Below are 24,614 nucleotides of genomic sequence, written 5' to 3'. Positions count from 1 at the left end.
GGGGGGCGGGGGAGATGGCCAAGCGCGAACGCGTCATGCGCATGTCGGTCGAGCAGCCGTTGTGGCGTGCGCTCGCCGGGTACCGGGTGCTCACCATGCTGTACGCGGTCGGGTTCTTCGCCACCGCCTACGACGGGTTCGTCCGCCCCTGGGTCGCCGTCGGCTACTACTGCGTCCTGTTCGTCTGGACCCTGGCCACCCTGCCCAAGGTCGCCAACGCCGCCAGCTGCACCAAGCGCTTCCTCGCCGCCGACCTCACCGTCGCCCTCTCCGGCATCCTGCTGACGTCCGTCGCCGACGCCCACGAGCGGATCCAGTCGGGCGGTCCGACGCTGCCGTCGATATGGACCGCCGGTTCCGTGCTGGCCTTCGCCATCAAGGGCGGCTGGCGCTGGGCGGCGCTCGCGTCCTCCGCGGTCGCCGTGGTCAACCTGGTGCAGCGCGGCACCCCGGCCCGCGACACCGTCCACAACGTGATCCTCGTCTGGGTCGCCTCCATCGCCATCGGCTACGTCGTCGAGGTCGCCCGGGCCTCCGAGCGCACCCTCGCCCGCGCCCTGGAGATCGAGGCCGCGACCCGGGAGCGCGAGCGGCTCGCCCGGGACATCCACGACAGTGTGCTGCAGGTGCTCGCCATGGTGCAGCGGCGCGGCGCGGTCATCGGCGGTGAGGCGGCCGAGCTGGGACGCATGGCCGGCGAGCAGGAGGTGGCCCTGCGCACCCTGGTCTCCGGCGGACTCGTGCCGGTCTCCCGGGTGTCGGAGGACGCGGCCCAGGGGGCGCTCGTACGAGCCGTGGAGGATGCGGAGGACACGGGCGGCTCCGGCGGGCCGGCCGATCTGCGCGCGCTGCTCGCGCCCTACGCCTCCGCCCGGGTCAACCTCGCCGAGCCCGGCGCCCCGGTCCTGTTGCCCCCGGCCGCCGCGAAGGAGCTGGCCGCCGCTGTCGGGGCCGCGCTGGACAACGTACGCCGGCACGCCGGGGACGAGGCCCGGGCGTGGATCCTGGTCGAGGACGAGCCCGACGCGGTGATCGTCTCCGTACGGGACGACGGTCCCGGCATCCCGGAGGGGCGGCTCGCGCAGGCCGAGGGCGAGGGGCGGCTGGGTGTGGCCCTGTCGATCCGGGGACGGCTGCGCGACCTCGGCGGCAGCGCCGAGTTGATCTCGACTCCGGGGCAGGGCACGGAAGTCGAGCTGACGGTACCGAAGGTCTCGCGGGACAAGGCGGACAAGCGATGAGTGAACAGCAGGGCACGATCAAGGTCATGGTGGTCGACGACCACCCCATGTGGCGCGACGCCGTCGCCCGCGACCTGGACGAGTCCGGCTTCGAGGTGGTCGCCACCGCCGGCGACGGCGAGCAGGCGGTGCGCCGCGCGAAGGCCGCCGCGCCCGACGTCCTCGTCCTCGACCTGAACCTGCCCGCCAAGCCCGGTGTCCAGGTCTGCAAGGAGGTCGTCGCGGCCAACCCGGCGCTGCGCGTGCTGGTGCTGTCGGCGAGCGGTGAGCACGCCGACGTCCTGGAGGCGGTGAAGTCCGGCGCGACCGGCTACCTGCTGAAGTCGGCGTCCACGGAGGAACTGTTGGACGCGGTGCGCCGCACGGCGGTCGGCGACCCGGTGTTCACGCCCGGCCTGGCCGGTCTGGTCCTCGGCGAGTACCGGCGCCTGGCCTCCGAGCCCGCGCCCGCGCAGGACACCGACGAGCCGAAGGCGCCGCGGCTGACCGAGCGCGAGACGGAGGTGCTGCGGCTGGTCGCCAAGGGCCTGAGCTACAAGCAGATCGCCGAACGCCTGGTCATCTCCCACCGCACGGTCCAGAACCACGTCCAGAACACCCTCGGCAAGCTCCAGTTGCACAACAGGGTCGAACTCGTCCGGTACGCCATAGAGCGCGGACTCGACGACGAATAGCGCCCACTGGGTCAACTCCCGTCACAGTTCACCGGAATGCCCTTCGCGCCCATCCCTGTGTGACCTGGATCACCATTAGCGTGGCCTTCACCAGAAACTTCGGCGAAGGGACATTTCCATGCGGGTCGGAGTACTGACCGGAGGCGGCGACTGCCCCGGGCTCAACGCCGTCATCCGGGGCGTCGTCCGCAAGGGCGTGCAGGAGTACGGCCATGACTTCGTCGGCTTCCGGGACGGCTGGCGGGGACCCCTCGAAGGCGACACCGTGCGCCTCGACATCCCGGCGGTGCGCGGCATCCTGCCCCGCGGCGGCACCATCCTCGGCTCCTCGCGCACCAATCCGCTGAAGTTGGAGAACGGCATCCGCCGCATCAAGGAGAACCTCGCCAAGCTGGAGGTCGACGCGCTCATCGCCATCGGCGGCGAGGACACCCTCGGCGTCGCCGCCCGCCTCACCGACGAGTACGGCGTGCCCGTGGTCGGCGTACCGAAGACCATCGACAACGACCTCTCCGCCACCGACTACACCTTCGGCTTCGACACCGCCGTCGGCATCGCCACCGAGGCCATCGACCGGCTGCACACCACGGCCGAGTCCCATATGCGGGTCCTGGTCTGCGAGGTGATGGGCCGGCACGCCGGCTGGATCGCCCTCCACTCCGGCCTGGCCGGCGGCGCCAACGTCATCCTCATCCCCGAGCAGCGCTTCGACGTGGACCAGGTGTGTGCCTGGATCACCTCCCGCTTCAAGGCGTCGTACGCCCCGATCGTGGTCGTCGCCGAGGGCGCCATGCCGAAGGACGGCGAGATGGTCCTCAAGGACGAGTCGCTGGACTCCTTCGGGCACGTGCGGCTGTCCGGCGTGGGCGAGTGGCTGGCCAAGCAGATCGAGAAGCGCACGGGGAAGGAGGCCCGCACCACCGTCCTCGGACACATCCAGCGCGGCGGCACCCCGAGCGCCTTCGACCGCTGGCTCGCCACGCGCTTCGGCCTGCACGCCATCGACGCCGTCCACGAGCGCGACTACGGCAAGATGGTCGCGCTGCGCGGAACGGACATCGTCCGCGTCCCGATCGCGGACGCCACGGCCAAGCTGAAGACGGTCGACCCGAAGCTGTACCAGGAGGTCGGCGTCTTCTTCGGCTGAGCTACACCACGGGCCGCCGCTCGGACGTGCTGGTGTCGCGCAGCCCGGCCACCAGCTCACGGACGACGGCGGCCCCGTTCAACGTCAGCACCGACTCGGGGTGGAACTGCACCCCGGCGAACCCTCGGCCCCGTAGCGCGTGCACCTCGCCGGTCCCGCTGCGGCTCACCGCCACGTCGTGCGCGGCGAGTTCGGCGGCCGTCCCGTCGTCGCAGCGCGCCACGAAGCTGTTGTAGAAGCCGACGGTCTCGGTCCGCCCGAACAGGTCGATCTCCGTCTGCGCCCCCTGGTACGGGACCTCCTTGCGTACGATCGCCAGCCCCAGCTCGGCCGCGATCAGCTCGTGCCCGAGGCAGACACCGAGGACGCCGTGCCGGTGTCCCCGGATCACCTCGGCGGTCAGGGACCGCAGGAACCGCATCTTCGGGTCGGCCGTGTCCGACGGGTCACCCGGGCCCGGGCCGAGCACCACCGGCCCGGCGTGCGCGAGCACCGCTTCCCGCAGCCCCGGCTCGTCGTACCGCCGGACGGTCACCTCCAGGCCGCTCGACCGGAGTACGTGCGCGAGCATCGCCGTGAAGGTGTCCTCGCCGTCGACGACCAGCGCGTGACCGGACAGCTCCCGCGTCGGCTCCTGCATCCGCAGCCAGAAGGGGGCCAGGGACGATCGCCGCCCGTCCAGCGCCTCCCGCACCCGGGGGTCGTCGGCGAGCCGGGGGCGCGCCGACTCCTCGCGCGGCCGTCCGGGGCGTACGCCCAGCGCCGCCAGCACCCCCGCGGCCTTCGCGTGCGTCTCCGCGACCTCGCTCACCGGGTCCGAACCCCGCACCAGCGTCGCGCCGACCGGCACCCGCAGCCGTCCGGACGCGGCGATGTCGGCGGTGCGGATGAGGATGGGGGAGTCGAGGGTCTGCGCCCCGCCGGCGTCCCGGCCGAGCAGGGCCAGCGCACCGGCGTAGTAGCCGCGGCCGACGCCGTCCCGCCCGAGGGGCTCGTACCGTTCGATGACCCGGCAGGCGTTCTGCACGGGCGAACCGGTGACGGTCGCGGCGAACATCGTCTCCTTGAGGACCTCGCGCACGTCCAGCGAGGACTTCCCGCGCAGCTCGTACTCGGTGTGCGCGAGATGGGCCATCTCCTTCAGCCGCGGCCCGACCACCACCCCGCCCATGTCGCCGACCGTGCACATCATCTTGAGCTCCTCGTCGACGACCATCGACAGCTCCTCGATCTCCTTGCCGTCGGCGAGGAACGCGAGCAGGTGCTCCGGACTCGGCCCCTCGGCCGGATACCGGTACGTCCCGCTGATCGGGTTCATCACGACCGTGCCGCCGGACATCCGCACATGCACCTCGGGGCTGGCCCCCACCAGCGTGCGGTCCCCGGTGTGCACCACGAACGTCCAGTACGCGCCACGCTCGCTCTCGAGGAGCCGCCGGAACAGCGCCAGCGCGTCGGCCCGTCCGAATCCCGGGACGTCCCCCTCGTACGTCCGCCGGATGACGAAGTTCGCGCCCTCGCCGCGCCCGATCTCGTCGCGCAGGACGCGTCCGACGATCCGCGCGTACGCGTCGTCGTCGACGTCGAAGCCACCCGCGTGGACGCGGACGTCGTGGGCGGGGAGCTGGGCGAGGGCCTCCTCCAGCGTCAGCGTGTGCGTCTCCTCGGGCGTCAGTACCGCGAGCGGGGTCCCGTCGTCGCGGACGTCGAAGCCGCGCTCCCGGATCTGGCGGAAGGGCACGAGCGCGAGGCCCTCCTCGGGCAGGTCGGCGAGGCGGTCGCGGGTTCCGACCGGGCCGAGGAACACCTCCACGAGGTTCTCGTCGTGGCCCGGGGTGCGGCGGCGCAGCAGGGCGAACGGGCGGGGATCGTCGATCAGGTCGAGCAGATGCATGGGTCCGGTTCCTTCTCGCAGGGAGCTCAACCGGGAGCTCGGCTGGGATGTCACTGGGAGGAACGGACCCCGGAAAACGCCGAAGGCCGCCCCTCGGGCGGCCTTCGCGAAGTCTTGCGTACGCGCAGTCAGTGGGCCGCCGGAAAAGCGGTCCACCACCAGTTCTGGGTCTGCTGGATCGAAAGCGCGAACATGCGGTGCACCCTACCCCACCACCGGATGGACCCCGTGTCTCATTTAGTGGGCATGGCACAGAAGGCCCGACACGACCCCGTAATGTTGAGGTCGTGACAGCGAACGCTAAGACCAGCCCGAGTGCTGGCAACACCTGGCGAGACCTGCCCGCGGCGCAGCAGCCCGAGTACCCCGACCAAGAGGCTCTGCGCGCGGTGATCGCGGAACTCGAGTCGTATCCGCCGCTCGTGTTCGCGGGCGAGTGCGACCAGCTGCGCGCCCGGATGGCGGCCGTCGCCAAGGGAGAGGCGTTCCTCCTCCAGGGCGGCGACTGCGCCGAGGCCTTCGACGGGGTGTCGGCCGACCACATCCGCAACAAGCTGAAGACGCTCCTCCAGATGGGCGCCGTGCTGACGTACGCCGCGTCGGTGCCCGTCGTGAAGGTCGGCCGTATCGCCGGTCAGTACTCCAAGCCGCGTTCCAAGCCGACCGAGACCCGTGACGGCGTGACGCTCCCGACCTACCGGGGCGACTCCGTCAACGGCTTCGACTTCACCGAGGCCGCCCGCGTCCCGGACCCCGAGCGCCTGAAGCGGATGTACCACGCCTCGGCGTCCACGCTGAACCTGGTGCGCGCCTTCACCACCGGCGGTTACGCCGACCTGCGCCAGGTGCACGCCTGGAACCAGGACTTCGTGAAGTCGTCCCCGTCCGGCCAGCGCTACGAGCAGCTCGCCCGCGAGATCGACAACGCGCTGAACTTCATGCACGCCTGCGGGACCGACCCGGAGGAGTTCAAGACCGTCGAGTTCTACTCCTCGCACGAGGCGCTGCTGCTGGACTACGAGTCGGCGCTCACCCGCGTCGACTCCCGCACCGGTCAGCTGTACGACGTCTCCGGGCACATGGTGTGGGTCGGTGAGCGCACCCGGCAGCTGGACCACGCGCACATCGAGTTCGCGTCGAAGATCCGCAACCCGATCGGCATCAAGCTGGGCCCGACGACGACGGCCGAGGACGCGCTGCAGTACATCGACCGTCTCGACCCGGACCGTGAGCCGGGCCGGCTGACCTTCATCGTCCGCATGGGCGCCGACAAGGTCCGCGACAAGCTCCCCGAGCTGGTCGAGAAGGTCACCGCCTCGGGCGCCACCGTGGCCTGGGTGACCGACCCGATGCACGGCAACACCTTCGAGGCGGCCTCCGGCCACAAGACCCGCCGCTTCGACGACGTCCTCGACGAGGTCAAGGGCTTCTTCGAGGTCCACAAGTCGCTGGGCACCCACCCGGGCGGCATCCACGTGGAGCTCACCGGCGACGACGTCACCGAGTGCGTGGGCGGCGGCGACGAGATCTTCGTCGACGACCTGCACCAGCGCTACGAGACGGCCTGCGACCCGCGGCTCAACCGCAGCCAGTCGCTCGACCTGGCCTTCCTCGTGGCGGAGATGTACCGGGACCAGTGACGGGACCGCCTGTCACAGGCACCTGGAGTGGGGCGCGGATCACACCCGATCCGCGCCCCACTCCACTTTTGTGGTCTCCGAGCGCCGGGTAAGGTTAGGTTAGCCTTATCGATCTCGGCGGGAGGTGAGTCCGCGTGTACGTCTGCAGCTGCTTCGGAGTGACTGAAGCGCAGGTCCAGAAGCACGTGGACGACGGCGCCTGCACGCCCCGCCAGATCGCGTCCGCCTGCAAGGCCGGGACGGACTGCGGCTCCTGCGTCCGCCGCATCCAGGCGATGCTCGGCCGAGGCGCGTGCTCGCGCCGGGGGCCGGCCGACCAGGGCGCGTCGGTGCTCGCGGAGATCTCCGGCCCGGAGCCCGGTCTGGAAGAGGCGGCCTAGCCTCTCCGCAGCTCTGCGTCAGCTCTCCGGCTGTTCGATCAGCTGGGCGATGTACAGCGCCTCGCCGAGCTTCTCCAGCAGTTCCAGCTGGGTGTCGAGGTAGTCGATGTGGTGCTCCTCGTCCGCGAGGATCGACTCGAAGATGTTCGCCGAGGTGACGTCGCCCTTCTCGCGCATCACCCTGATGCCCCGCCGGAGCCGGTCGATCGCCTCCACCTCGATCTGCCGGTCGGCCTCGAACATCTCCCGGACCGTCTGTCCGACGCGCACATGGAACAGCCGCTGGTAGTTCGGCAGCCCCTCGAGGAACAGGATCCGGTCGGTGAGCACCTCGGCGTGCTTCATCTCGTCGAACGACTCGTGCCGCGTGTACTTCGCGAGCTTCGTCCAGCCGAAGTTCTCCTGCATCTTCGCGTGCAGGAAGTACTGGTTGATCGCGGTGAGCTCGGCGGTGAGCTGCTCGTTGAGGAACTCGATGACCTCGGGGTCGCCCTGCATCGCATGGGCTCCTTCCACGTGGGAAACAGCTGGGGGAGGCTTCGGGGCGCATGATTCCACCGGCGTGGAAGATCGTCCAGTAAGTGCGTACTCAGTAAGTAAGTCCTGGCTTATCAGCTGTTGCCCGTTTCCGGACATGGCCGGTCATGTGCACCGTCCGGGGTCTGTCAGGATGGAGACATGGGTCATCCGGTGGAGCGCGAATCTGGAGAAGCGGCACGGTCCGAGCTTCCGCCGGGGCAGCGACTGCAGCGGGGCTGGCCGGTCACGCACTACGGGCCGGTGCCCAAGTTCCGGCCGGAGCGCTGGGAGTTCAGGGTCTTCGGTGCCACCGCCGACGGTGAGAAGCACTGCTGGAACCACGAGGAGTTCACGGCCCTGCCGTACACCACCGTCGTGGCCGATCTGCACTGCGTCACGAAGTTCAGCATGCTCGGCGCCGAGTGGGGCGGCATTCCCGCCCGCACGATCCTGGAGACCGCCCCACCCGCCCCCGATGTCACCCATGTGATGGTGTGGGCGGAGTACGGATTCAGCTCCAACCTCCGCCTGTCGGACTTCGCCTCCGAGCGCACCATCTTCGCCACGCACAAGGACGGCGAACTGCTCACCGCCGAGCACGGCTTCCCGCTCCGCCTGGTCGTTCCCCATCTCTACGCCTGGAAGGGCCCCAAGTGGGTCCGCGGCGTCGAGTACATGACCGCCGACCGCCGGGGCTTCTGGGAGGAGCGGGGCTACCACAACGTCGGCGACCCCTGGAAGGAACAGCGCTACTCCTACCAGGAGGAGCCCGGGGACGGCCCCGAGCTCTGAGCCCCGGCGTCCTCGCTGTCAGTGGTGGTACTGGTGCACCACCGCGTGGCCCTTGCCGCGGCCGATCATCCACTTGTTGACCGGGGTGGTGACCACGAAGGCGATGGCCAGGGAGATCGCCAGCGTCCCCCAGAACAGGGCGTCGCCCAGTCCCGCGTCCATGGCGCCGGGCCACAGCACGATCACGCCGTTGTCGACCAGTTCCATCACGGCGATCGACAGCGTGTCCGCGGCCAGTGCCACCCGGACGGCCGCCCGCAGGTCGACGCCCGCCTTCAGGATGCCGCGCAGGGTGAGCGTGTAACCGAAGAAGAACGCCAGGACGATCGCCAGGATCAGGGTGGGCACGTTGCCCCAGCCGAACGCGGTGCCGATGATCATGCCGAGCACCTCGCCGATGGCGCAGCCGGTGAGGCAGTGCAGGGTCGCCTGGACGGCCGTGGCCCAGGTGCCGGCGGCGGCCTCCGCCCCGTGATGGTGAACGTGTGCCGCGTGCGCTTCGTGTTCCATCGTGCCCCCAGAGTCAGGTGTCGGTTCCCGCGTGTCAGGCACCAACCAGATACCCCTAGGGGGTATTCCCTAACGTGCTATCCGTCCCTGAGTTTCTTCAGCCGCTCCACGTCCGCCGCGTGTCCCTCCTTGCCGCCGGGCGTCTCGATGATCAGCGGCACGCCCTCGGTGGCCGGGTGCGTCATCAGCGCACGGAACGGATCCTCGCCTATGTGCCCCGATCCGATGTTCTCGTGGCGGTCCTTGTGGGCGCCCACCACGTCCTTGGAGTCGTTGGCGTGGATCAGTTTCAGCCGTCCCTCGCCGACGGTCTCCACCAGCAGGTCGAGCGTCCGGTGCATGCCGTCCGGCCCGGTCAGGTCGTGGCCGGCCGCGAAGATGTGGCAGGTGTCCAGGCAGACGCCCAGCCTGGGGTGCGCGTCCAGCGCCTCGAAGTACGGCCCGAAGTCCCAGGTCCGCGAGCAGAGCGAGGAGCCCTGCCCGGCGGTGGACTCCAGCAGCAGGAACGGGTCGTCGTCGTGGGTCAGCTCGTCGAGCAGCGGCAACAGGTACTCCCTGACCTGCTTCAGCGCCACCGAGCGCTCCCGGCCCCCGGTCGCGCTCCCGGTGTGCACGACCACGCCGAGCGCGCCGATCTCCCGCCCGCGACGCAGCGAGTGCCGCAGCGACTCCACGGACTTCTCCACGGTCGCCTCGGTGTGCGAGCCGAAGTTGATCAGGTAGGGGGCGTGCACGTACGCCGGGATCGACTCCGCCGCGCAGGTCTCCCGGAACGCCTCGTCCTGCCGGGGATCACCGGTGGGCGTGGCCCAGCCGCGCGGGTTGGCGACGAAGACCTGCACGGTCTCCGCCTTGAGGTCGTGGGCGTAGGTCAGCCCCACCGAGTGCAGTCCGCCGGCCACGGGGACATGGCCGCCGACGGGGTTGCGGGAGGGGCTGTGCTGCTGAGATGTCACCCGTTCAGGGTGTCATGCCGCACGGCCCGCCCCGTCCACCATCCGCGTGACAGCCCTCACCGGATGGTGATCGTGATCGTCGACCCCTTGGGCGCGGTGTCGCCGCCGTCCACGGACTGCTTCTTGACGGTGTCACCGAACAGCCCGAGCAGCCCGCGGTCCTCCTTGACCTGGAAGCCGGCGGACTCCAGCTGCTGCTTGGCGTCGTCGACGCTGTCGCCGACCACGTCCGGGACCTCGATCATCTGCGGGCCCTTGGACACCGTCAGCGTCACCGTGTCGCCCTCGGCGACCCGGGTGTCGACGTCCGGGGACTGCGCGGCGACCTGGCCCTTGTCGAACTCGTCCGACGTGACCGTCTCGGACGAGATCTTCACCTTCAGGCCGGCCTCCTCCAGCTCCGCCCTGGCGTCCGCCACGTCCTCACCGGTGACGTCCGGGACGTCGACGGGCGCGCCCTTGCTGACGACGATCGCGATCGCCGAGCCCGCTCGCCGCTCGGTGCCGGAGGCGGGGTTCGTGCGGATCACGAGGCCCTTGTCGACGTCCTCGCTGAACGCCTCCGTGACCATGCCGGGCTCCAGCCCGTCCGACTTCAGCAAGGCCTTCGCCTTGGCCAGACGGGCGCCCTTCACGTCGGGCACGTTCACCGTCTCCGGGCCGTCGGAGACGGTGAGCGCCACGGAGTCGTTGTCACGGATGCGGGTGCCGGGCGCCGGGTCGGTGCTGATGATCGTGCCGCGCTTGACGGTGTCGCTGTAGGAGTGGGTGACCTTGCCGACGTTCAGCCCGGCCTCCTCCAGCCGGTCCTCCGCCTGCGCCTCGGTCTTCGTCAGCAGCGCCGGGACCTTGGTGAACTGCCCGGAGTTGATGTACCAGACGCCCGCGCCGACGCCGAGGACCAGCAGCAGGGCGGCGACGATCGAAACGACACCGCGCCGCGGCAGCCCTCGCCGGGGTGCCGGTGGAGGCGGCGGCGGGGTCTCCAGCCGGCTGGTGCGGTGCACCTCGGGCTCGGCGTGCTCGTTGACCGGCAGCAGCCGCGGCACCGTCAGCGAGCGCGGGATCACGCTCGTACGGTCGTCCGCGTTGTCGTGGCCCGCGGCGAGTGCATGCGGCGGCAGCGCGTCCAGCTGGTCCGCGCTCAGCGCCTCTCGCGCCTGACGGGTCTGCGCGAGGAGCGCCACGGCGTCGTACGGGCGCATGTCCGGATTGCGGGCGGTCGCGGAGGCGACCAGCTCGTCCAGCTCGTACGGCAGGCCCGGCACCGTCGCCGACGGCGGCGGGACGTCCTCGTGGAGGTGCTTGTAGAGCACCACGGCGGCGGAGTCCGCGTCGTGCGGCTTCTCGCCGGTCAGCATCTCGTAGAAGACGACACCGCACGCGTACACGTCGACGCGGGGGTCGGCGGCGCCCTGGTTCTCGATCTGCTCGGGCGCGAGGTACGAGACGGTGCCGAGGACGGCGCCGGTGGTGCTGGTGACCGTGTCCACGGACCGTACGAGACCGAAGTCGGCGACCTTGACCCGGCCGTCGTCCCCGATCAGCACGTTCTCCGGCTTCATGTCCCGGTGCACGAACCCGGCGCGGTGCGCGGCGCCGAGCGCGGCCAGCACCGGCTCCAGGATGTCCAACGCGGCCCGCGGCTGCAGCGCCCCGCGCTCGCGCAGCACGTCGCGCAGGGTGCAGCCGGCGACGTACTCCATGGCGAGATAGACGTACGACCCGTCGGTGCCCTGGTCGAAGACCTGCACGACGTTGGGGTGGGCGAGCCGGGCCACCGACTTCGCCTCCCGGATGAACCGCTCGACGAACGTACCGTCGGCCGCGAGGGTCGGGTGCATCACCTTCAACGCCAGGACGCGGTCGAGGCGGGTGTCCAGGGCCCGGTAGACCGTGGCCATCCCACCGACCGCGATCCGCGCGTCGACGCGATAACGGCCGTCGAGCACCTGCCCGACGAGAGGGTCCTGAAGGGTCGTATCCACGCAGGCGAGTGTACGAGCCACAACTGACACCCCTACGGCTCCACCCGTTTCGCGCCATGACTGCAGCCGACCTGTGACGCTTCACACGTCACACTGGCGAACCAGACGGCCTAGAAAGCAGGACGCTCGGGGTCCAGCGCCGCCAGCCCCTCCGTCGGGGACGACGCCTCCGCGAAGTGCCGGCGAGGGATCCGGCCCGCCAACCGGGCCAGCCTCCCCGCCTCCACGGCGTGTTTCATCGCCGATGCCATCAGCTCCGGCTCCTGTGCCCGGGTCACCGCCGACGCCAGCATCACGCCCGCACAGCCCAGCTCCATCGCCAACGCCGCGTCCGACGCGGTACCGGCGCCCGCGTCCAGGATCACCGGCACCCGCGCGTGCTCCACGATCAACTGGAAGTTGTGCGGGTTGCGGATCCCGAGCCCGGAACCGATCGGCGAGCCGAGCGGCATGATCGCCGCGCAGCCCACGTCCTCGAGCTTCCGCGCCAGCACCGGATCGTCGTTCGTGTACGGCAGCACCGTGAACCCGTCGTCGACCAGTGTCTCCGCCGCGTCCAGCAGCTCGATCGGGTCGGGCAGCAACGTCCGCTCGTCGGCGATGACCTCCAGCTTGACCAGGTCGGTGCCGAGCGCCTCGCGCGCGAGGCGGGCGGTCAGCACGGCCTCCCCGGCGGTGAAGCACCCCGCCGTGTTCGGCAGCACCCGGATCCCGAGCTTCTCGAGGACCGAGAGAACCGAACCGTGCACCGAGGGGTTCACCCGCCGCATCGCGACCGTCGTCAGCTCGGTGCCGGAGGCGACCAGCGCCCGCTCCAGCACGTCGAGACTGGGCGCCCCGCCGGTTCCCATGATCAGCCGGGACGAGAAGGACGTGTCACCGAGGACAAAGGGGTCGTCGGCCATGGGTCAGCCTCCTTGGACCGCGGTGAGGACTTCGACGCGGTCGCCCTCGGAGAGGGGCGTCGACGACCACCGCGCGCGCGGGACGACGGTTTCGTTCAGGGCGGCGGCGACCCCGGAAGGTGCCGGGGTCAGCGTCATCACGACGGTGTCGAGAGCCGTTCCGGGAGCGAACTCGCGGGGCTCCCCGTTGACGGAGATGTTCATACGGGCTGCTCCAGGAGAGCGAAACGCTTCGGGGTGAACGGGCGGGCCTCATCCGGGAGTTCACCGGTGACCAGGGCATGCGCCAGGGCGTCGCCGGTGACCGGCGTGAGCAGCACACCGTTGCGGTAGTGCCCGGTGGCCAGCAACAGTCCCGCCAGCCCGGTCGGACCGAGCAGCGGCGCGTTGTCGGGCGAGCCGGGACGCAGCCCCGCGCGGGTCTCCGTCAACGGCAGCTCGGTGATGCCCGGCACCAGTTCGTGGGCGTCGCGCAGCAGCTCGTACACCCCGCCCGCGGTCACCGTCGTGTCCCAGCCGAGCTCCTCACTGGTCGCGCCGACGACCAGCTCGCCGTTCTCGCGCGGCACCAGGTAGACCTGGCTGCCGCGCACCATCGCGCGCACGGTCCGGCTCAGGAACGGCGCGTACCGCTTCGGCACGGTCAGCCGCAGCACCTGCCCCTTCACGGGCCGTACCGGCGGCAGGACCTCGTCCGGGACGCCCGCGAGCCGCCCGCTGAGACTGCCGCCGGCGAGCACCACCTGCTCCGCGCCCAGGGCGACACCCGCGCGTGTGACGACGCCGGACGCCCGCTCCCGTACGACGGAGAGCCGCTCGGCCCAGCCGCGGTGGAAGACCACGCCCGCCCGCTCGCACGCGGCCACCAGCGCCCCGGCGAGCCGCCGCGGGTCGATCTGGTGGTCACCGTCCACCCGCAGCCCGCCGCGCACCCCCGGCGCGAGCATCGGCTCCAGGCGCCGGCAGTCCCGCCCGGACAGCCAATCCGACTCGAGCCCCGACTGCCGTTGCAGGGCGTGCAGTTCGCGCAGGTGGGCGCGGTCGTCGGCGTCCAGCGCGACGGCCAGGGTGCCGTTGCGGCGATAGCCGAGGTCGTGTCCGGTGAGCTCGGTGAGTTCGGCCGCGAAGTCGGGGTAGCGGCGGGCCGACTCCAGGTTCAGGCCGAGCAGTGTCTGCTCGCCGTAGTGCAGTTCGGTGACCGCGGCCAGCATCCCGGCCGCCACCTGCGCGGCACCGCCGCCCGGCTCGGGGTCCACGACGGCCGTGGCGAGACCGCGCTGCGCGGCCCGCCAGGCGGTGACAAGACCGATGATTCCGCCCCCGACGACCAGGACGTCTGAGGTGTCGGACGTACGCGACATGGGCTTCCAGCCCCTCCCTTCGCCGGCATGACCCGGATCAGGTTCGTACGGTCGGAGGCCGCCAGCCTCCCTCTCAGCCCGGTGCGCCGGGCTCCCGCGTGTGCTTTACGGTGGCCACCCTAGCCCTCGGAGCAGCGCACTTGTAGGGAGCCTCACGTCATGCCCCGCTCGCTGGACGGTCTCGTCCTCGCCCCCGTCGCCGACCAGGCCCCAGGTCAGGTGGGTACGCGCACCCGGTTCACGTACCACGAGAAGGACGGTGAGATCTGGGCCGAGTACACCGGCGGAGATGTCGTGCGCGGGCGTCTGGTGGGTACGCGTGTGGGGGACGAGCTGGACTTCCGGTACGTGCAGTTGAAACAGGACGGGACCACGTCGGCGGGGCACTGTGTGTCCACCGTCGTGGAGCTGCCCGACGGCCGGGTGCGCCTGGAGGAGACCTGGGAGTGGGAGTCGCAGCCCGGCCGGGGCACGAGCGTGGTGGAGCAGGTCAGGGAAGCCGACGGCTGACAGTAGGTCGGCCGACAGCTGACTGACGCATGGTCAGTTGTCTAAGGTGATCAGGTGAGCGAGCAGACGCAGGAGCGGGGCACGGCGGGGCGACGGCGCGTGGTCGTCGTCGGGGCGGGCATGGCCGGGGTGCAGACCGCGGTCGCCCTGCGGGAGCAGGGCTTCACCGGCACGGTGACACTGATCGGCGCGGAGCCCCACCAGCCGTACGACCGGCCGCCGCTGTCCAAGGCCGTCCTGCTCGGCAAGGCCGAGGGTTCCGCCTTCGACGTCGACTTCGAGGCGCTCGGCATCGAGCTGCACCTGGGGCGCGAGGTGCTCGGCGTGCGCCCCGGCGACCACGAACTGGACACCACCACCGGCCCGGTGCCGTACGACGTCCTCGTCCTCGCGAGCGGAGCCGAGCCCATCCGGCTGCCGGGCACGGAGGGGGTGCCCGGTGTGCATCTGCTGCGCACCCTGGACGACGCCGAGCGCCTGCGGCCCGTCCTCGCGCGGCAGCACGACATCGTGGTGGTCGGCGCGGGCTGGATCGGCGCGGAGTTCGCCACGGCCGCCCGGGAGGCCGGCTGCGCGGTGACCGTCGTCGAGGCCGCGGACCGGCCGCTCACGGGCGCGCTGCCCGCCGAGGTCGCCGCGCCGATGGCCGCCTGGTACGCCGACAGCGGGGCGGTGCTGCGCACGCAGGCGCGCGTGGAGCGCGTCGAACCCGGCGCGGTGGTGCTCGCCGACGGCACGCGGCTGCCCGCGGGCGCCGTCGTCGTCGGCATCGGCGCCCGGCCCGCCACGGCCTGGCTGGCCGGCTCCGGCATCGCGCTCGGCGCGCACCGCGAGGTCGTGGCCGACGACGGCCTGCGCGCCTCCGCGCCGGACGTGTACGCGGTCGGCGACTGCGCATCCTTCCCGTCGGCGCGCTACGGCGAGCGGCTGCTGGTCCACCACTGGGACAACGCCCTCCAGGGCCCGCGCACGGTCGCCGCGAACATCGTCGGCGGCCCCTCCGGCGAGCCCCCGGCGGTCTACGACCCGGTCCCGTACTTCTGGTCCGAGCAGTTCGGCCGCTTCGTCCAGTACGCCGGTCACCACCCGTCCGCCGACACCACCCTGTGGCGCGGCGACCCCTCAGGACCGGCCTGGACGGTCTGCTGGCTCCGCGAGACGCGCCTGGTCGCCCTGCTGGCGGTGGGCCGCCCGAGGGACCTGGCCCAGGGCAGGCGGCTGATCGAGTCGGGCACGCCGATGAACCCCGAGCTGCTCACGGACCCGGCGCGCCCGCTGAAGGCCGCGACGGCGTAGCGGTGAGGGGGGCTCATGCCCCGTAGGGCGGTGCCTGGCTACCCACTGTCAGTCCGGGATGGCAGTCTTGATGACGTGACCGAGATTGACGCAAAGATCGATGCTCTCGTCCCCGCCTGGCTCACCCTCCCCGACATTGCCGAAAAGCTCGGGGTCGAGGTGACACGTGTGCGGCAGCTGGTCAAGGACGGCCAGCTCATCGCCGTACGCCGTGGCGAGAACCGCGCACTGCACGTCCCCGCCGCCTTCATCGACGAGGACAAGGTCGTCAAGGGCCTCTCCGGCACCCTGACGCTCCTGCGGGACGACGGCTTCACGGACGAAGAGATGCTGGAGTGGCTCTTCACCCCCGACCCGACCCTGCCCGGCACCCCCGCGCAGGCACTGAGCGAGAATCGCGGCACGGAGGTGAAGCGCCGCGCCCAGGCGCTCGCCGTCTGACCTGCTGATCCGAACAACCACCCGGCGTACGGGCCCGCGGGCCCGTACGCCACACCACGGGGGGACACACGCATGCCCGACACCGCCCGCGCCCGGCTCGCCGACGCCCGTCTCTACCTGTGCACGGACGCCCGGAAGCGCCAGGGCGACCTGCCGGAGTTCCTGGACGCGGTCCTGGCCGGAGGTGTCGACATCGTGCAGCTGCGCGACAAGGGCATGGAGGCCGGCGAGGAGCTGGAGCACCTCGAGGTCTTCGCCGAGGCCTGCGCCCGGCACGGCAAGCTGCTCGCGGTCAACGACCGCGCGGACGTCGCCCACGCCGCCACCGCGGACGTACTGCACCTCGGCCAGGGGGACCTCCCGGTGCCCGCCGCCCGTGCCGTCCTCGGCGCCGACGTGCTGATAGGCCGCTCCACGCACGCCGAGTCGGAGGCCGCCGCGGCCGCCGTCCAGGAGGGCGTGGACTACTTCTGCACCGGCCCGTGCTGGCCGACCCCCACCAAGCCCGGCCGCCCCGCCCCCGGCCTCGACCTGGTCCGCCACACGGCCGCCCTGGCCACCGACCGCCCCTGGTTCGCCATCGGCGGCATCGACCTGGGCAACCTCGACGAGGTGCTGGAGGCGGGCGCCCGGCGCGTGGTCGTCGTCCGCGCGCTCACGGAGGCGGACGACCCGGGGGCCGCCGCGAGCGAGTTCGCCAAGCGGCTCCGGCAGGCGTGAGCCTTCGGCCGTCCTGGCTGTTTTCGCACCCGGCTGTTTGTCCGATGGGTGGACAACGAGTGGACAACAAGCCGACAAACCGGGCAAATTTCCAACATCCGGTTGGGGGACCGGCGCCCCCTGGCTAACCTGCCGGTATGGCCCTCGGAACCGCATCCACCAGGACGGACCACGCGCGCACCGTTCGTGACATGCTCGCGACCGGAAAGACGACGTTGTCCTTCGAGTTCTACGCCCCCAAGACCCCGAAGGGCGAGCGGAACCTGTGGAACGCGCTGCGCCGCGTCGAGGCCGTGGCGCCCGACTTCGTCTCCGTGACCTACGGCGCGGGCGGCTCCACCCGCGCGGGCACGGTCAAGGCGACCGAGGCCATCGCCTCGGACACCACCCTCACGCCGATCGCCCACCTCACCGCGGTCGACCACTCCGTCGCCGACCTGCGCAACATCATCGGCCAGTACGCCGACGCGGGGATCCGCAACATGCTGGCGCTGCGCGGCGACCCGCCGGGCGACCCCATGGGCGAGTGGGTGCCCCACCCGCAGGGTCTGAGGTACGCCTCCGAGCTCGTCGAACTGATCAAGACGTCCGGTGACTTCTGCGTGGGTGTCGCGGCCTTCCCCGCGATGCACCCGCGCTCCAGCGAGTGGGACACCGACGTCAGCCACTTCGTCGACAAGTGCCGCGCGGGCGCGGACTACGCCATCACTCAGATGTTCTTCCAGCCCGAGGACTACCTGCGCCTGCGGGACCGGGTGGCGGCGGCCGGCTGCGACACCCCGATCATTCCCGAGGTCATGCCCATCGCGAGCGTGAAGACGCTGCAGCGGGTGCCGTCGCTCACCAACGCCGCCTTCCCGCCGGCGCTGAAAGAGCGGATCCTCACAGCAAAAGACGATCCGTCCGCTGTACGCTCCATTGGCATCGAATTCGCCACGGAGTTCTGCGCTCGGCTGTTGGCCGAGGGAGTGCCCGGACTGCACTTCATCACGCTCAACAACTCCACGGCGACGCTGGAAATTCACGAAAACCTGGGCCTGCACCACCCGCCGCAGGCCTAGACCTGGTCGCACGACATACGACACACTGCGTAGCGGCCACTCTGAGAGGGGCGTACATGGGCTGGACGGTCCTCTACATCGCGTTCGGCATCGTCGCACTGTGGCTGCTGGGTGAGGTGCTGCTGCAGTACAAGGCACGGCTTCGCTGGCGGCTGCTCGCCTTCGTCGGCTTCGTCGGCGTCGTGCTCGGTGTGCTGATCCCGTCGGTCGTCGTCATCGGGCTGGGCGCGGCCGCCTTCGCGGTCGGCCAGACCTACGTCACGCTGTCGTTCCGCCGCGGCTTCGCGGCCGGCTGGGCCGTCAGCCGTCCCGGCGCCGAGGGCACCAAGCGCCGTCGCGGCAAGGCGGAGCGCAAGGAACCGACCCTCCAGGTCTCCGGCCTGGAGGCCGCGGACGCCGGCTACGGCTCCGACGGCGACGGTTCCTACGGCGCCGACAGCGGATCGTACGGCCCGGGCAAGGCCTACGACGACGACTACGACCGCGACGACGTGTTCACGCCCGCCCGCCCCGCCGCGGCCGCCGAGACCACCACCGTCTACGAGCCGCAGCCGATGCCGGACGACACCAATGCGTACGGCATATACAGCGACTCCGCCGGCTACGGCACGGACTCGTCGTTCGCGACCGCGAGCCAGCCCCAGGACCAGTACGCCACGGCCGACCAGGCCTACTCCTACGACGGCTACTCCGGCTACGGCCAGCAGTACGGCTACGACTCGAACGGCCAGCAGCAGTACGCGGCCTACTCCGACCCGTACATCGGCGGCCAGTCGTACGGCGGCTCCTACGACACCGGCTACGGCCAGCAGCAGTACGGCCAGCAGGGCTACGGTCAGGAGCAGGAGCAGTACGCAACCGGCGGTTACGGCGAGACCCCGCCCGGCGGAGTCTGGGTCCCGCAGCAGCGCAACACCGACGACCCGCTCGGCGGTGAACTCCCGCCGGAGCAGCAGTACTACCAGGGCGACGGGCAGCAGCAGGGGAACGGGCTCGGCGAGCAGTATCGGTTCTGAAGCCGCCGACGCTCACAGCCGCCGGGCCTGCTTCGGCGGTGCCTCACGCCGGGCTCTGCCGGGGCCTCACTGAGAGCCCCGGAAGTCCGGCCCCTCCACGATCAGCCCGGACACCAGCGCGCCCGACATGCCCGCATGGGGGAGACCCCCGCCGGGGTGCGACCAGCCGCCCACGGTGAACAGGCCCGCCAGGCCGGTGCTGTTGGACGGGTGCAGCAGGCGGCCGTCGGCCGCGGCCAGCGCGGGCGCCGGGACCGCGCCGCCCTCCGCTCCGGTCGTCTCCGCGATGTCGGCCGGGGTGCGGACCTCGTGCCAGAGGATGCGGGCGCGGAGGTCGGGTATCGCGCGCTCGGCGGTGGCGATCACGCGCTCGACCTGATCGTCGTAGCCCTGCCCCGACCGCTCGGCGGGTACCGGCGCGGTGAGGGTGATCGCCTCGTGGTGGGGGTCCGGGGCCGCCCCGGCGTCGTCGGGCCGCAGGATCGTGACCGTCGGGTGCGCGGGCAGTCCCGGACGGGTGCCGAACAGGCTCTCCAGCTCGCCTTCCCGGTCCTCCGCGTGCACCACCGTCCGGTGGGCCACCCCCTCCGGTCGCCCGCCGCGCAGCGCCAGCAGCACCGTCAGACGACTCGGCAGCCCGCGCTGCGGCGGAACGTCGCCGTCACGCGGTGCGGCCGGCTCCGTCCTCAGCGCGCCGGGGGCCACGCCGGCGACCACGAAGTCCGCCTCGGTCACGCTCCCGTCGGCGAACTCCACGCCCGCCGCCCGGCCGTCCTTCTCCAGGACCCGTGTGACCTCGGCGCCGAACACGAACTCCACCTTGCGGGCCACGCACCGCTCGTACACCGCACGTGCCAGCTCCCGGAGGCCTCCGCGGACGTACCAGACACCGAAGGCGTGCTCCATGTACGGCAGCACGGCCGCGCTCGCCGGGGCGAGGCGGGGGTCAAGGCCGTACGCCAGCGCGTGGCTCTCGAGCAGGGCGGTGAGCCGGGGGTCGCGCAGTTCCCAGGCGCCGATCTCGGCGAGGGTGCCTGCGCGGCGAGTGCGCAGCAGCTTCTTGTGCGGGACCGACGGGTAGGGCTCGCGCTCGGCCAGCACCGACCAGTTCGGCCACAGCGGCTCCTCCAGGAGCGGCCGGCGCGTGCGGTCCCAGGTCTCGCGCGCCCGCACCAGGAAGTCGCCCCAGCGCCGGCCGGTGCCCGCCCCGAGTGCCTCGTCCAGGGCGGACACGGCTCCCGCGCGGGAGGCGTTCGCCAGGGACACCTGCGTGCCGTCGGCGAAGACGTGGTGGGAGGACGGGTCGACCTGGGTCAGTTCGACGCACGCCTCCAGCGGTTCCTTGCCCGTCTTGACGAACAGGTCGCGGTAGACCGCGGGCAGCGGCAGCAGCCCGGGGCCGGTGTCGAAGGAGAAACCGTCCCGCTCGAAGCGGCGCACCGCACCGCCGTACGTCTCCGTCCGCTCGTACACCGCCACCCGGTGGCCCGCGACGGCCAGCCGGGCGGCGGCCGCCATCGCGCCCATCCCGGCGCCGATCACCGCAATCCGTGCCATGCCTGCGACTTTATCGGCCGCCACCGACAGCCCTGCCCGGGTGGGGGAGTAGCGGGGCGGACGCGATCGTGACCACCTGGCGACCGGGCGTCCTGGGCCGGAGTGCGCAGGTCTGAGTATCCGTACCTAGGCACGGAGATGAGTACGCGCGCGGATGGGGCCCGACCTGCGGGAACGAGAGAGTGGAGACACGGAAAGGGGCACGGCTCCGGCACCGCCGACACGGGGCGGCGGAACGGTGCCGGCCCTCGACCGCTCCTTCCGCCGACACGTTCGGCGGGAGCGAGGCACGGGGGGAACGCGGGGGAACGACCGAACGGGGGATCGGGGGGGAACGGGGGAACGGGGAAAACGGGGGGAGCACGCGGAAGCGCCGGTTCGGCGGTGGCACACGGGGGACGTGGCCACGGCGGACCGGCGCTTTCGCATGTCCGGGCCCCGGCTTCAGTGCCTGCCGCTCACCCGCCCCTGCAACAGCCGGGACAGCGCCGAGTGGACGTCGTCGAGGGAGCGCTCCGGCTGGAACGCCTGCCAGTCCAGGGCGGCCACCAGGACCATGCCGACCAGCGCGGCCGCGGTCAGCGGGACGTCGATCTCGTCGCTGAACTCCCCGCCCTCGATGCCCTCGCGCAGGACGGCCTCGACGACCGCCACCGCCTCCTGCCTGACCACCATGAGGGTGGACTGCCAGGCCCGGTTGGTGCGCCACAGCTCGGCCACGTACAGCTGCGTGAAGGCCGGGTAGCGGTCGATGAAGACGAGACCCGCGCGGATCATCGCGTCCAGGGCGTCCACCTTGGTGCCGCCCTCGCGGGCCGTCCGCTCGGCAGCCTCCCGCAGGGACGCGGTGAGGAGGCCCACACCGTGCCGCAGCAACTCCTCGAAGAGCACTGACTTGCTGGCGAAGTTGTAGTAGACGGTGCCCTTCGCGACGCCGGCCCGCTCGGCGATCTCGTCCACCGTGGTGGCGGAGAAGCCCTGTTCGGCGATGAGGGTGACGGCCGCCTCGTAGAGCTTCTGCCGGGTGGCCTCACGGCGCGAGCTGCCGCCCGACGTGGTGCTGCTGCTTTCCATGGCCCTGATTGTCACAGGAACCGTCTCCCCTGAGATCCTCGTGGTCACAGGCTCAGCTCCGGGTGCAGCCGGTCGAGCGTCCACACCTGACGGCGGCGCGCCGACAGCGCGGTCAGCGCGAGGGCGCCCGCGGTGAAGGCGGCCAGGACCGCGCACGCCCTCCACACCGGGCCGAGACCGCCGCCGGTGATGAGCCTGCGCAGGGCGTCGACGACGTAACTCATCGGCAGGAACGGGTGCAGTGCGTTGAAGAAGCCCGGGCTGGTCTGCACGGGGTAGGTGCCGCCCGCGGACGTCAGCTGGAGCATCAGCAGGGCGAGGACCAGGATCCGGCCCGCCGCCCCGAACCGGGCGTTGAGCCACTGCACGAGCGCCGCGAAGCACGCCGTCACCAGGAACAGGAAGCCCACCGTCCCGGCCGCCCGCACCATCTCCAGGCCGACCGCCCAGTGCAGCACCGCCATCAGGGCCGTCGTCTGGAGCACCCCGACCGCCACCACCGGCAACCAGCCCGCCAGGGCGATCCGCCACGCCGGGGCGCCCGTCGCGAGCGCCCGCCGGTTCATCGGCGGGATCAGCATGTACGCCACCATCGCGCCGACCCACAGGGACAGCGGGATGAAGTACGGGGCGAAACCGGTGCCGTAGTTGGGCGCCTTGTGCAGGTCCTTGGAGGCGAGCCGCACGGGGTCGGCCATGACGGAGGTGCGCCGGTCGCGGTCCTGCTTGTCGTAGTCCGGGATCTGCTCGGCCCCGTCGTGCAGGCCCCCGGCGAGCTTGCCCGAGCCGTCGACCAGCTTGAACATGCCGCCGTTGAGGTCGTCGGCGCCGGTCTTGAGCTTGCCCACGCCCTCGTCCAGGTCGACCGCGCCGGTCTTGGCGGTGCCCACACCCGTGTGCAGCTTCTTCGCGCCCGCGGAGACCTTCTGGGCGCCGTCGTTCAGGTCGTTGACCTTGGCGACGGCGTCGTCGAGGTCGGAGGAGAGGTGGGGCGCGTCGTCGGCGAGCGCCTGGGCCTGCTTCTGGAGCGCCTCGAGGTGCGTGTCGAGCTTCTTGAGGTCCTCGTCGTGGCCGGTGACCAGTGTGTCGAGGTCATCGGCGACGGTGGCGACATCGGCCGCCGCGTCCTTCGCCTTCTTGAGGTCGGAGCAGGCGGCGTCGGGCAGCACCGGGGTCTCGCAGCGCGTCTTGTAGACGGCGTTCAGGTCGTCGGAGTCCGCGCGGGCGTTGTCGGCGGCGACCGGAGCCTGCTTCACCAGGGTGTCGAGGCCGTCGCGGATCGTTCCGGCCGAGTCGGCGACGAACTGGGCGGTGTCCCCGATCGCCTTCTCGTTGTCCTTCAGGAACGGCCCGACCTTCCCGGCGAAACCGTTGACCTTGTCGGCGAGGGCCTGGGTGCCGTCCGCGACCTTCTTCGAGCCGTCCTCCAGGTCGCCCGCGCCCTTGTTGAGCTTCCTCAGGCCCTTGGAGAGCTTGCCGCTGCCGTCCTCGGCGTCCTTCAGGCCGTCCGCGAGGTCCTTGGAGCCCTCTTCGGCCTTCCCGATGCCGCCCTTGAGCTTGTCGGCCCCGTCCGCCGCCTTCACCGTCTCGCCGTGGATGTCTGAGAACGAGACGAAGATCCTGTCCAGGAACGACCGCGACGTCTTCGTGGACGCCGCCGTGCGCACCTCGCTGAAGACCGTCCGGGAGATCTGCCCGACGATGTAGTTGTTGGCGTCGTTCGTCCGCACCTGGAGCGCGCCCGTCTCGGGGGAGTCGCCCGAGCTGGAGGCGATGCGCCGACTGAAGTCGGCGGGCATGGTCAGCGACAGGTAGTACGTGCCGTCCTCCACGCCCGCGCGTGCCTGAGCCGCACTCACCTCGTGCCAGTCGAACGTCTCGCTGTCGCGCAGGCCCCGGGTGATGTCGTCGCCCGCGCGGATCTTCTTTCCGTCGGCCGTCGCGCCCCTGTCGTCGTTCACCAGCGCCACGGGGATGCGGTCCAGCCGGCCGTACGGATCCCAGAAGGACCACAGGTACAGGGCGCCGTACAGCAGCGGCAGCAGCAGGAGCGCCACCAGGGCGGCGCGCGGGAGTTTGCCGCGGCCGAAGCGGCGGAGCTCAAGCGCTGCGAGTTTCGGCGACCGCATCGGCGTTCTCCTCCTTGTCGTCCTCGTCCTTGTCGTCCTTGCTGTCGTCCGTGTCGTCCTTGTCGTCCTTGTCGTCCTTGCCGGGCGTCACCGGGGCTTCACGGGTCGACACGGTGACCGCGCCGTCCGGGGCCTCGCTGCACACCGCCACGACCGTCGTCCCGGCCTCCGCCAGTGACTTCAACAGAGCCCAGACCTCGGCCCGTTCGGCGTCGGAGAGCTTGAGGTCCGTGTCGTCGACGCCGAGCAGCCGGGGGCGGCCGACGAGAGCGAGGGCGACGGACAGGCGCAGGGCCTCCATGCGTTCCAGGTCGCGTACGGCGGTCCGGGACCCCTTCGGCAGCGCCTCCCGGTCGAGACCGGCGGCGGCCAGCGCGGTGTCGACGCGCAGCGCGGCCTCCGCCTCGCGCTCGGCGCGTGACCGCAGCAGCCCCCGTACGGTGCCGCCGAAGCGCCGCTCCAGCAGGGCCCGTTCGCGCAGGTGCTCGCCGACGGTCAGCGCCGGGTCGAGGTCGGTGACGCCGGGGACGTGGGCGAGCGCGCTCGCGCGGCGCAGGGCCGCCATCCGCCTGGGCAGCTCGAAGCCGCCGACGGTCGCGGTCCCCTCCGTGGGCCTCATCCGCCCGGTCAGGGCGAGCAGCAGGCTCGTGCGCCCCGAGCCCGAGGGCCCCTCGACCGCTATCAGCGATCCGGGTTCCGCCTCGACGGCGATCCCGCGGAACGCCCAGCCGCGGGGCCCTTTGAGCCCCAGGTCCCGGGCCCTGACGGCGAGGCCGTCCTGGGATTCCCCCATGGCCATCCCC

At 71.5% G+C, this 24,614-nt stretch carries 25 protein-coding genes and 1 riboswitch; of the genes, 12 read left to right on the top strand and 13 right to left on the bottom strand.

All coding sequences use genetic code 11. The features are described from left to right. Positions 1 to 14 precede the first annotated feature (14 nt). The 3 genes from macS (at position 15) to ACGFNV_RS21720 (ending at position 3,062) form a co-directional block, all read left to right on the top strand. Entirely contained in the window at positions 15 to 1,241 is a 1,227-nt protein-coding gene (gene macS, locus ACGFNV_RS21730; RefSeq protein ID WP_393624593.1) for a MacS family sensor histidine kinase, read from the top strand. Beyond that, positions 1,238 to 1,915: a response regulator gene (locus ACGFNV_RS21725; RefSeq protein ID WP_393624592.1), complete on the top strand. Its 678-nt coding sequence runs from the start codon at positions 1,238 to 1,240 to the stop codon at positions 1,913 to 1,915. The genes macS and ACGFNV_RS21725 overlap by 4 nt, the downstream gene beginning before the upstream one ends. A 118-nt stretch (positions 1,916 to 2,033) precedes the next feature. Beyond that, positions 2,034 to 3,062, top strand: coding sequence for a 6-phosphofructokinase (locus ACGFNV_RS21720; protein ID WP_393624591.1), 1,029 nt, complete (start codon positions 2,034 to 2,036; stop codon positions 3,060 to 3,062). Between the two features lies 1 nt (position 3,063). Here ACGFNV_RS21720 and ACGFNV_RS21715 read toward each other — a convergent pair whose 3' ends face one another. Together ACGFNV_RS21715 and ACGFNV_RS21710 are read right to left on the bottom strand one after the other, a co-directional pair. Continuing rightward, positions 3,064 to 4,956 carry an anthranilate synthase family protein gene (locus ACGFNV_RS21715; RefSeq protein ID WP_393624590.1) on the bottom strand — a complete coding sequence of 631 codons (1,893 nt, stop codon included), beginning with the start codon at positions 4,954 to 4,956 and terminating at the stop codon, positions 3,064 to 3,066. 128 nt (positions 4,957 to 5,084) lie between these two features. Then, the gene (locus ACGFNV_RS21710) at positions 5,085 to 5,150 is read right to left on the bottom strand and encodes a trp operon leader peptide (protein ID WP_133927018.1); all 66 of its coding nucleotides are present in this window, start codon (positions 5,148 to 5,150) and stop codon (positions 5,085 to 5,087) included. A gap of 93 nt (positions 5,151 to 5,243) precedes the next feature. On the opposite strand from ACGFNV_RS21710, the gene ACGFNV_RS21705 reads away from it, so the two are divergent. Together ACGFNV_RS21705 and ACGFNV_RS21700 are read left to right on the top strand one after the other, a co-directional pair. Further along, entirely contained in the window at positions 5,244 to 6,596 is a 1,353-nt protein-coding gene (locus tag ACGFNV_RS21705; protein ID WP_393624589.1) for a class II 3-deoxy-7-phosphoheptulonate synthase, read from the top strand. Between the two features lie 134 nt (positions 6,597 to 6,730). Further along, on the top strand, positions 6,731 to 6,976 hold the full coding sequence (locus tag ACGFNV_RS21700; protein ID WP_393624588.1) for a bacterioferritin-associated ferredoxin: 246 nt from the start codon (positions 6,731 to 6,733) through the stop codon (positions 6,974 to 6,976). A gap of 18 nt (positions 6,977 to 6,994) precedes the next feature. Here the strand turns inward: ACGFNV_RS21700 and bfr are convergent, their stop codons facing one another. Beyond that, positions 6,995 to 7,474: a bacterioferritin gene (gene bfr, locus ACGFNV_RS21695; protein WP_133926893.1), complete on the bottom strand. Its 480-nt coding sequence runs from the start codon at positions 7,472 to 7,474 to the stop codon at positions 6,995 to 6,997. Between the two features lie 180 nt (positions 7,475 to 7,654). On the opposite strand from bfr, the gene ACGFNV_RS21690 reads away from it, so the two are divergent. Then, positions 7,655 to 8,287: a sulfite oxidase-like oxidoreductase gene (locus tag ACGFNV_RS21690; protein ID WP_393624587.1), complete on the top strand. Its 633-nt coding sequence runs from the start codon at positions 7,655 to 7,657 to the stop codon at positions 8,285 to 8,287. Positions 8,288 to 8,305: 18 nt separating this feature from the next. Here the strand turns inward: ACGFNV_RS21690 and ACGFNV_RS21685 are convergent, their stop codons facing one another. From ACGFNV_RS21685 to thiO, 6 genes are all read right to left on the bottom strand, one after another. Next, positions 8,306 to 8,797, bottom strand: coding sequence for a DUF4396 domain-containing protein (locus ACGFNV_RS21685; protein ID WP_393624586.1), 492 nt, complete (start codon positions 8,795 to 8,797; stop codon positions 8,306 to 8,308). Positions 8,798 to 8,874: 77 nt separating this feature from the next. After that, positions 8,875 to 9,753, bottom strand: coding sequence for a deoxyribonuclease IV (locus tag ACGFNV_RS21680; protein WP_393624585.1), 879 nt, complete (start codon positions 9,751 to 9,753; stop codon positions 8,875 to 8,877). A gap of 56 nt (positions 9,754 to 9,809) precedes the next feature. Next, positions 9,810 to 11,741: a Stk1 family PASTA domain-containing Ser/Thr kinase gene (pknB, locus tag ACGFNV_RS21675; protein ID WP_393624584.1), complete on the bottom strand. Its 1,932-nt coding sequence runs from the start codon at positions 11,739 to 11,741 to the stop codon at positions 9,810 to 9,812. Positions 11,742 to 11,851: 110 nt separating this feature from the next. Further along, positions 11,852 to 12,646, bottom strand: coding sequence for a thiazole synthase (locus ACGFNV_RS21670; RefSeq protein ID WP_393624583.1), 795 nt, complete (start codon positions 12,644 to 12,646; stop codon positions 11,852 to 11,854). 3 nt (positions 12,647 to 12,649) lie between these two features. Then, positions 12,650 to 12,850, bottom strand: coding sequence for a sulfur carrier protein ThiS (thiS, locus tag ACGFNV_RS21665; protein ID WP_133926899.1), 201 nt, complete (start codon positions 12,848 to 12,850; stop codon positions 12,650 to 12,652). Beyond that, positions 12,847 to 14,007, bottom strand: coding sequence for a glycine oxidase ThiO (gene thiO / locus ACGFNV_RS21660; RefSeq protein ID WP_393624582.1), 1,161 nt, complete (start codon positions 14,005 to 14,007; stop codon positions 12,847 to 12,849). Before thiO ends, thiS begins: the two co-directional genes overlap by 4 nt. Continuing rightward, positions 14,005 to 14,115: riboswitch (TPP riboswitch) on the bottom strand. (Overlaps the previous gene by 3 nt.) A 51-nt stretch (positions 14,116 to 14,166) precedes the next feature. Between thiO and ACGFNV_RS21655 the strand changes: the two genes are divergently transcribed. The 6 genes from ACGFNV_RS21655 to ACGFNV_RS21630 all read left to right on the top strand — a co-directional run bounded on the left by ACGFNV_RS21655 (position 14,167) and on the right by ACGFNV_RS21630 (position 19,051). Next, entirely contained in the window at positions 14,167 to 14,517 is a 351-nt protein-coding gene (locus ACGFNV_RS21655) for a hypothetical protein (RefSeq protein ID WP_393624581.1), read from the top strand. A 54-nt stretch (positions 14,518 to 14,571) separates the two neighbouring features. Beyond that, positions 14,572 to 15,813, top strand: coding sequence for an NAD(P)/FAD-dependent oxidoreductase (locus tag ACGFNV_RS21650; RefSeq protein WP_393624580.1), 1,242 nt, complete (start codon positions 14,572 to 14,574; stop codon positions 15,811 to 15,813). Positions 15,814 to 15,888: 75 nt separating this feature from the next. Continuing rightward, entirely contained in the window at positions 15,889 to 16,254 is a 366-nt protein-coding gene (locus ACGFNV_RS21645; RefSeq protein ID WP_393624579.1) for an Rv2175c family DNA-binding protein, read from the top strand. A gap of 72 nt (positions 16,255 to 16,326) precedes the next feature. After that, entirely contained in the window at positions 16,327 to 16,974 is a 648-nt protein-coding gene (gene thiE / locus ACGFNV_RS21640; protein ID WP_393624578.1) for a thiamine phosphate synthase, read from the top strand. A 137-nt stretch (positions 16,975 to 17,111) separates the two neighbouring features. Continuing rightward, entirely contained in the window at positions 17,112 to 18,035 is a 924-nt protein-coding gene (gene metF, locus ACGFNV_RS21635; RefSeq protein ID WP_393624577.1) for a methylenetetrahydrofolate reductase [NAD(P)H], read from the top strand. A gap of 56 nt (positions 18,036 to 18,091) precedes the next feature. Continuing rightward, complete coding sequence (locus ACGFNV_RS21630) at positions 18,092 to 19,051, top strand: hypothetical protein (RefSeq protein ID WP_393624576.1); 960 nt, start codon at positions 18,092 to 18,094, stop codon at positions 19,049 to 19,051. Between the two features lie 66 nt (positions 19,052 to 19,117). On the opposite strand, the gene ACGFNV_RS21625 is transcribed toward ACGFNV_RS21630, so the two are convergent. From ACGFNV_RS21625 to ACGFNV_RS21610, 4 genes are all read right to left on the bottom strand, one after another. Continuing rightward, positions 19,118 to 20,608: a phytoene desaturase family protein gene (locus tag ACGFNV_RS21625; RefSeq protein ID WP_393624575.1), complete on the bottom strand. Its 1,491-nt coding sequence runs from the start codon at positions 20,606 to 20,608 to the stop codon at positions 19,118 to 19,120. A gap of 444 nt (positions 20,609 to 21,052) precedes the next feature. Further along, positions 21,053 to 21,682 carry a TetR/AcrR family transcriptional regulator gene (locus ACGFNV_RS21620; RefSeq protein WP_393624574.1) on the bottom strand — a complete coding sequence of 210 codons (630 nt, stop codon included), beginning with the start codon at positions 21,680 to 21,682 and terminating at the stop codon, positions 21,053 to 21,055. 44 nt (positions 21,683 to 21,726) lie between these two features. Then, a complete protein-coding gene (locus ACGFNV_RS21615) occupies positions 21,727 to 23,811 on the bottom strand; it encodes a YhgE/Pip family protein (protein WP_393624573.1) in 2,085 nt (694 codons plus the stop codon). Beyond that, the gene (locus ACGFNV_RS21610) at positions 23,783 to 24,604 is read right to left on the bottom strand and encodes an ATP-binding cassette domain-containing protein (RefSeq protein ID WP_393624572.1); all 822 of its coding nucleotides are present in this window, start codon (positions 24,602 to 24,604) and stop codon (positions 23,783 to 23,785) included. Before ACGFNV_RS21610 ends, ACGFNV_RS21615 begins: the two co-directional genes overlap by 29 nt. Between the last annotated feature and the right edge of the window lie 10 nt (positions 24,605 to 24,614).

This window comes from Streptomyces sp. NPDC048751, assembly GCF_043198595.1.
In the GTDB taxonomy this organism is placed as follows: domain Bacteria; phylum Actinomycetota; class Actinomycetes; order Streptomycetales; family Streptomycetaceae; genus Streptomyces.
This window is presented reverse-complemented; position numbering and strand designations above follow the sequence as displayed.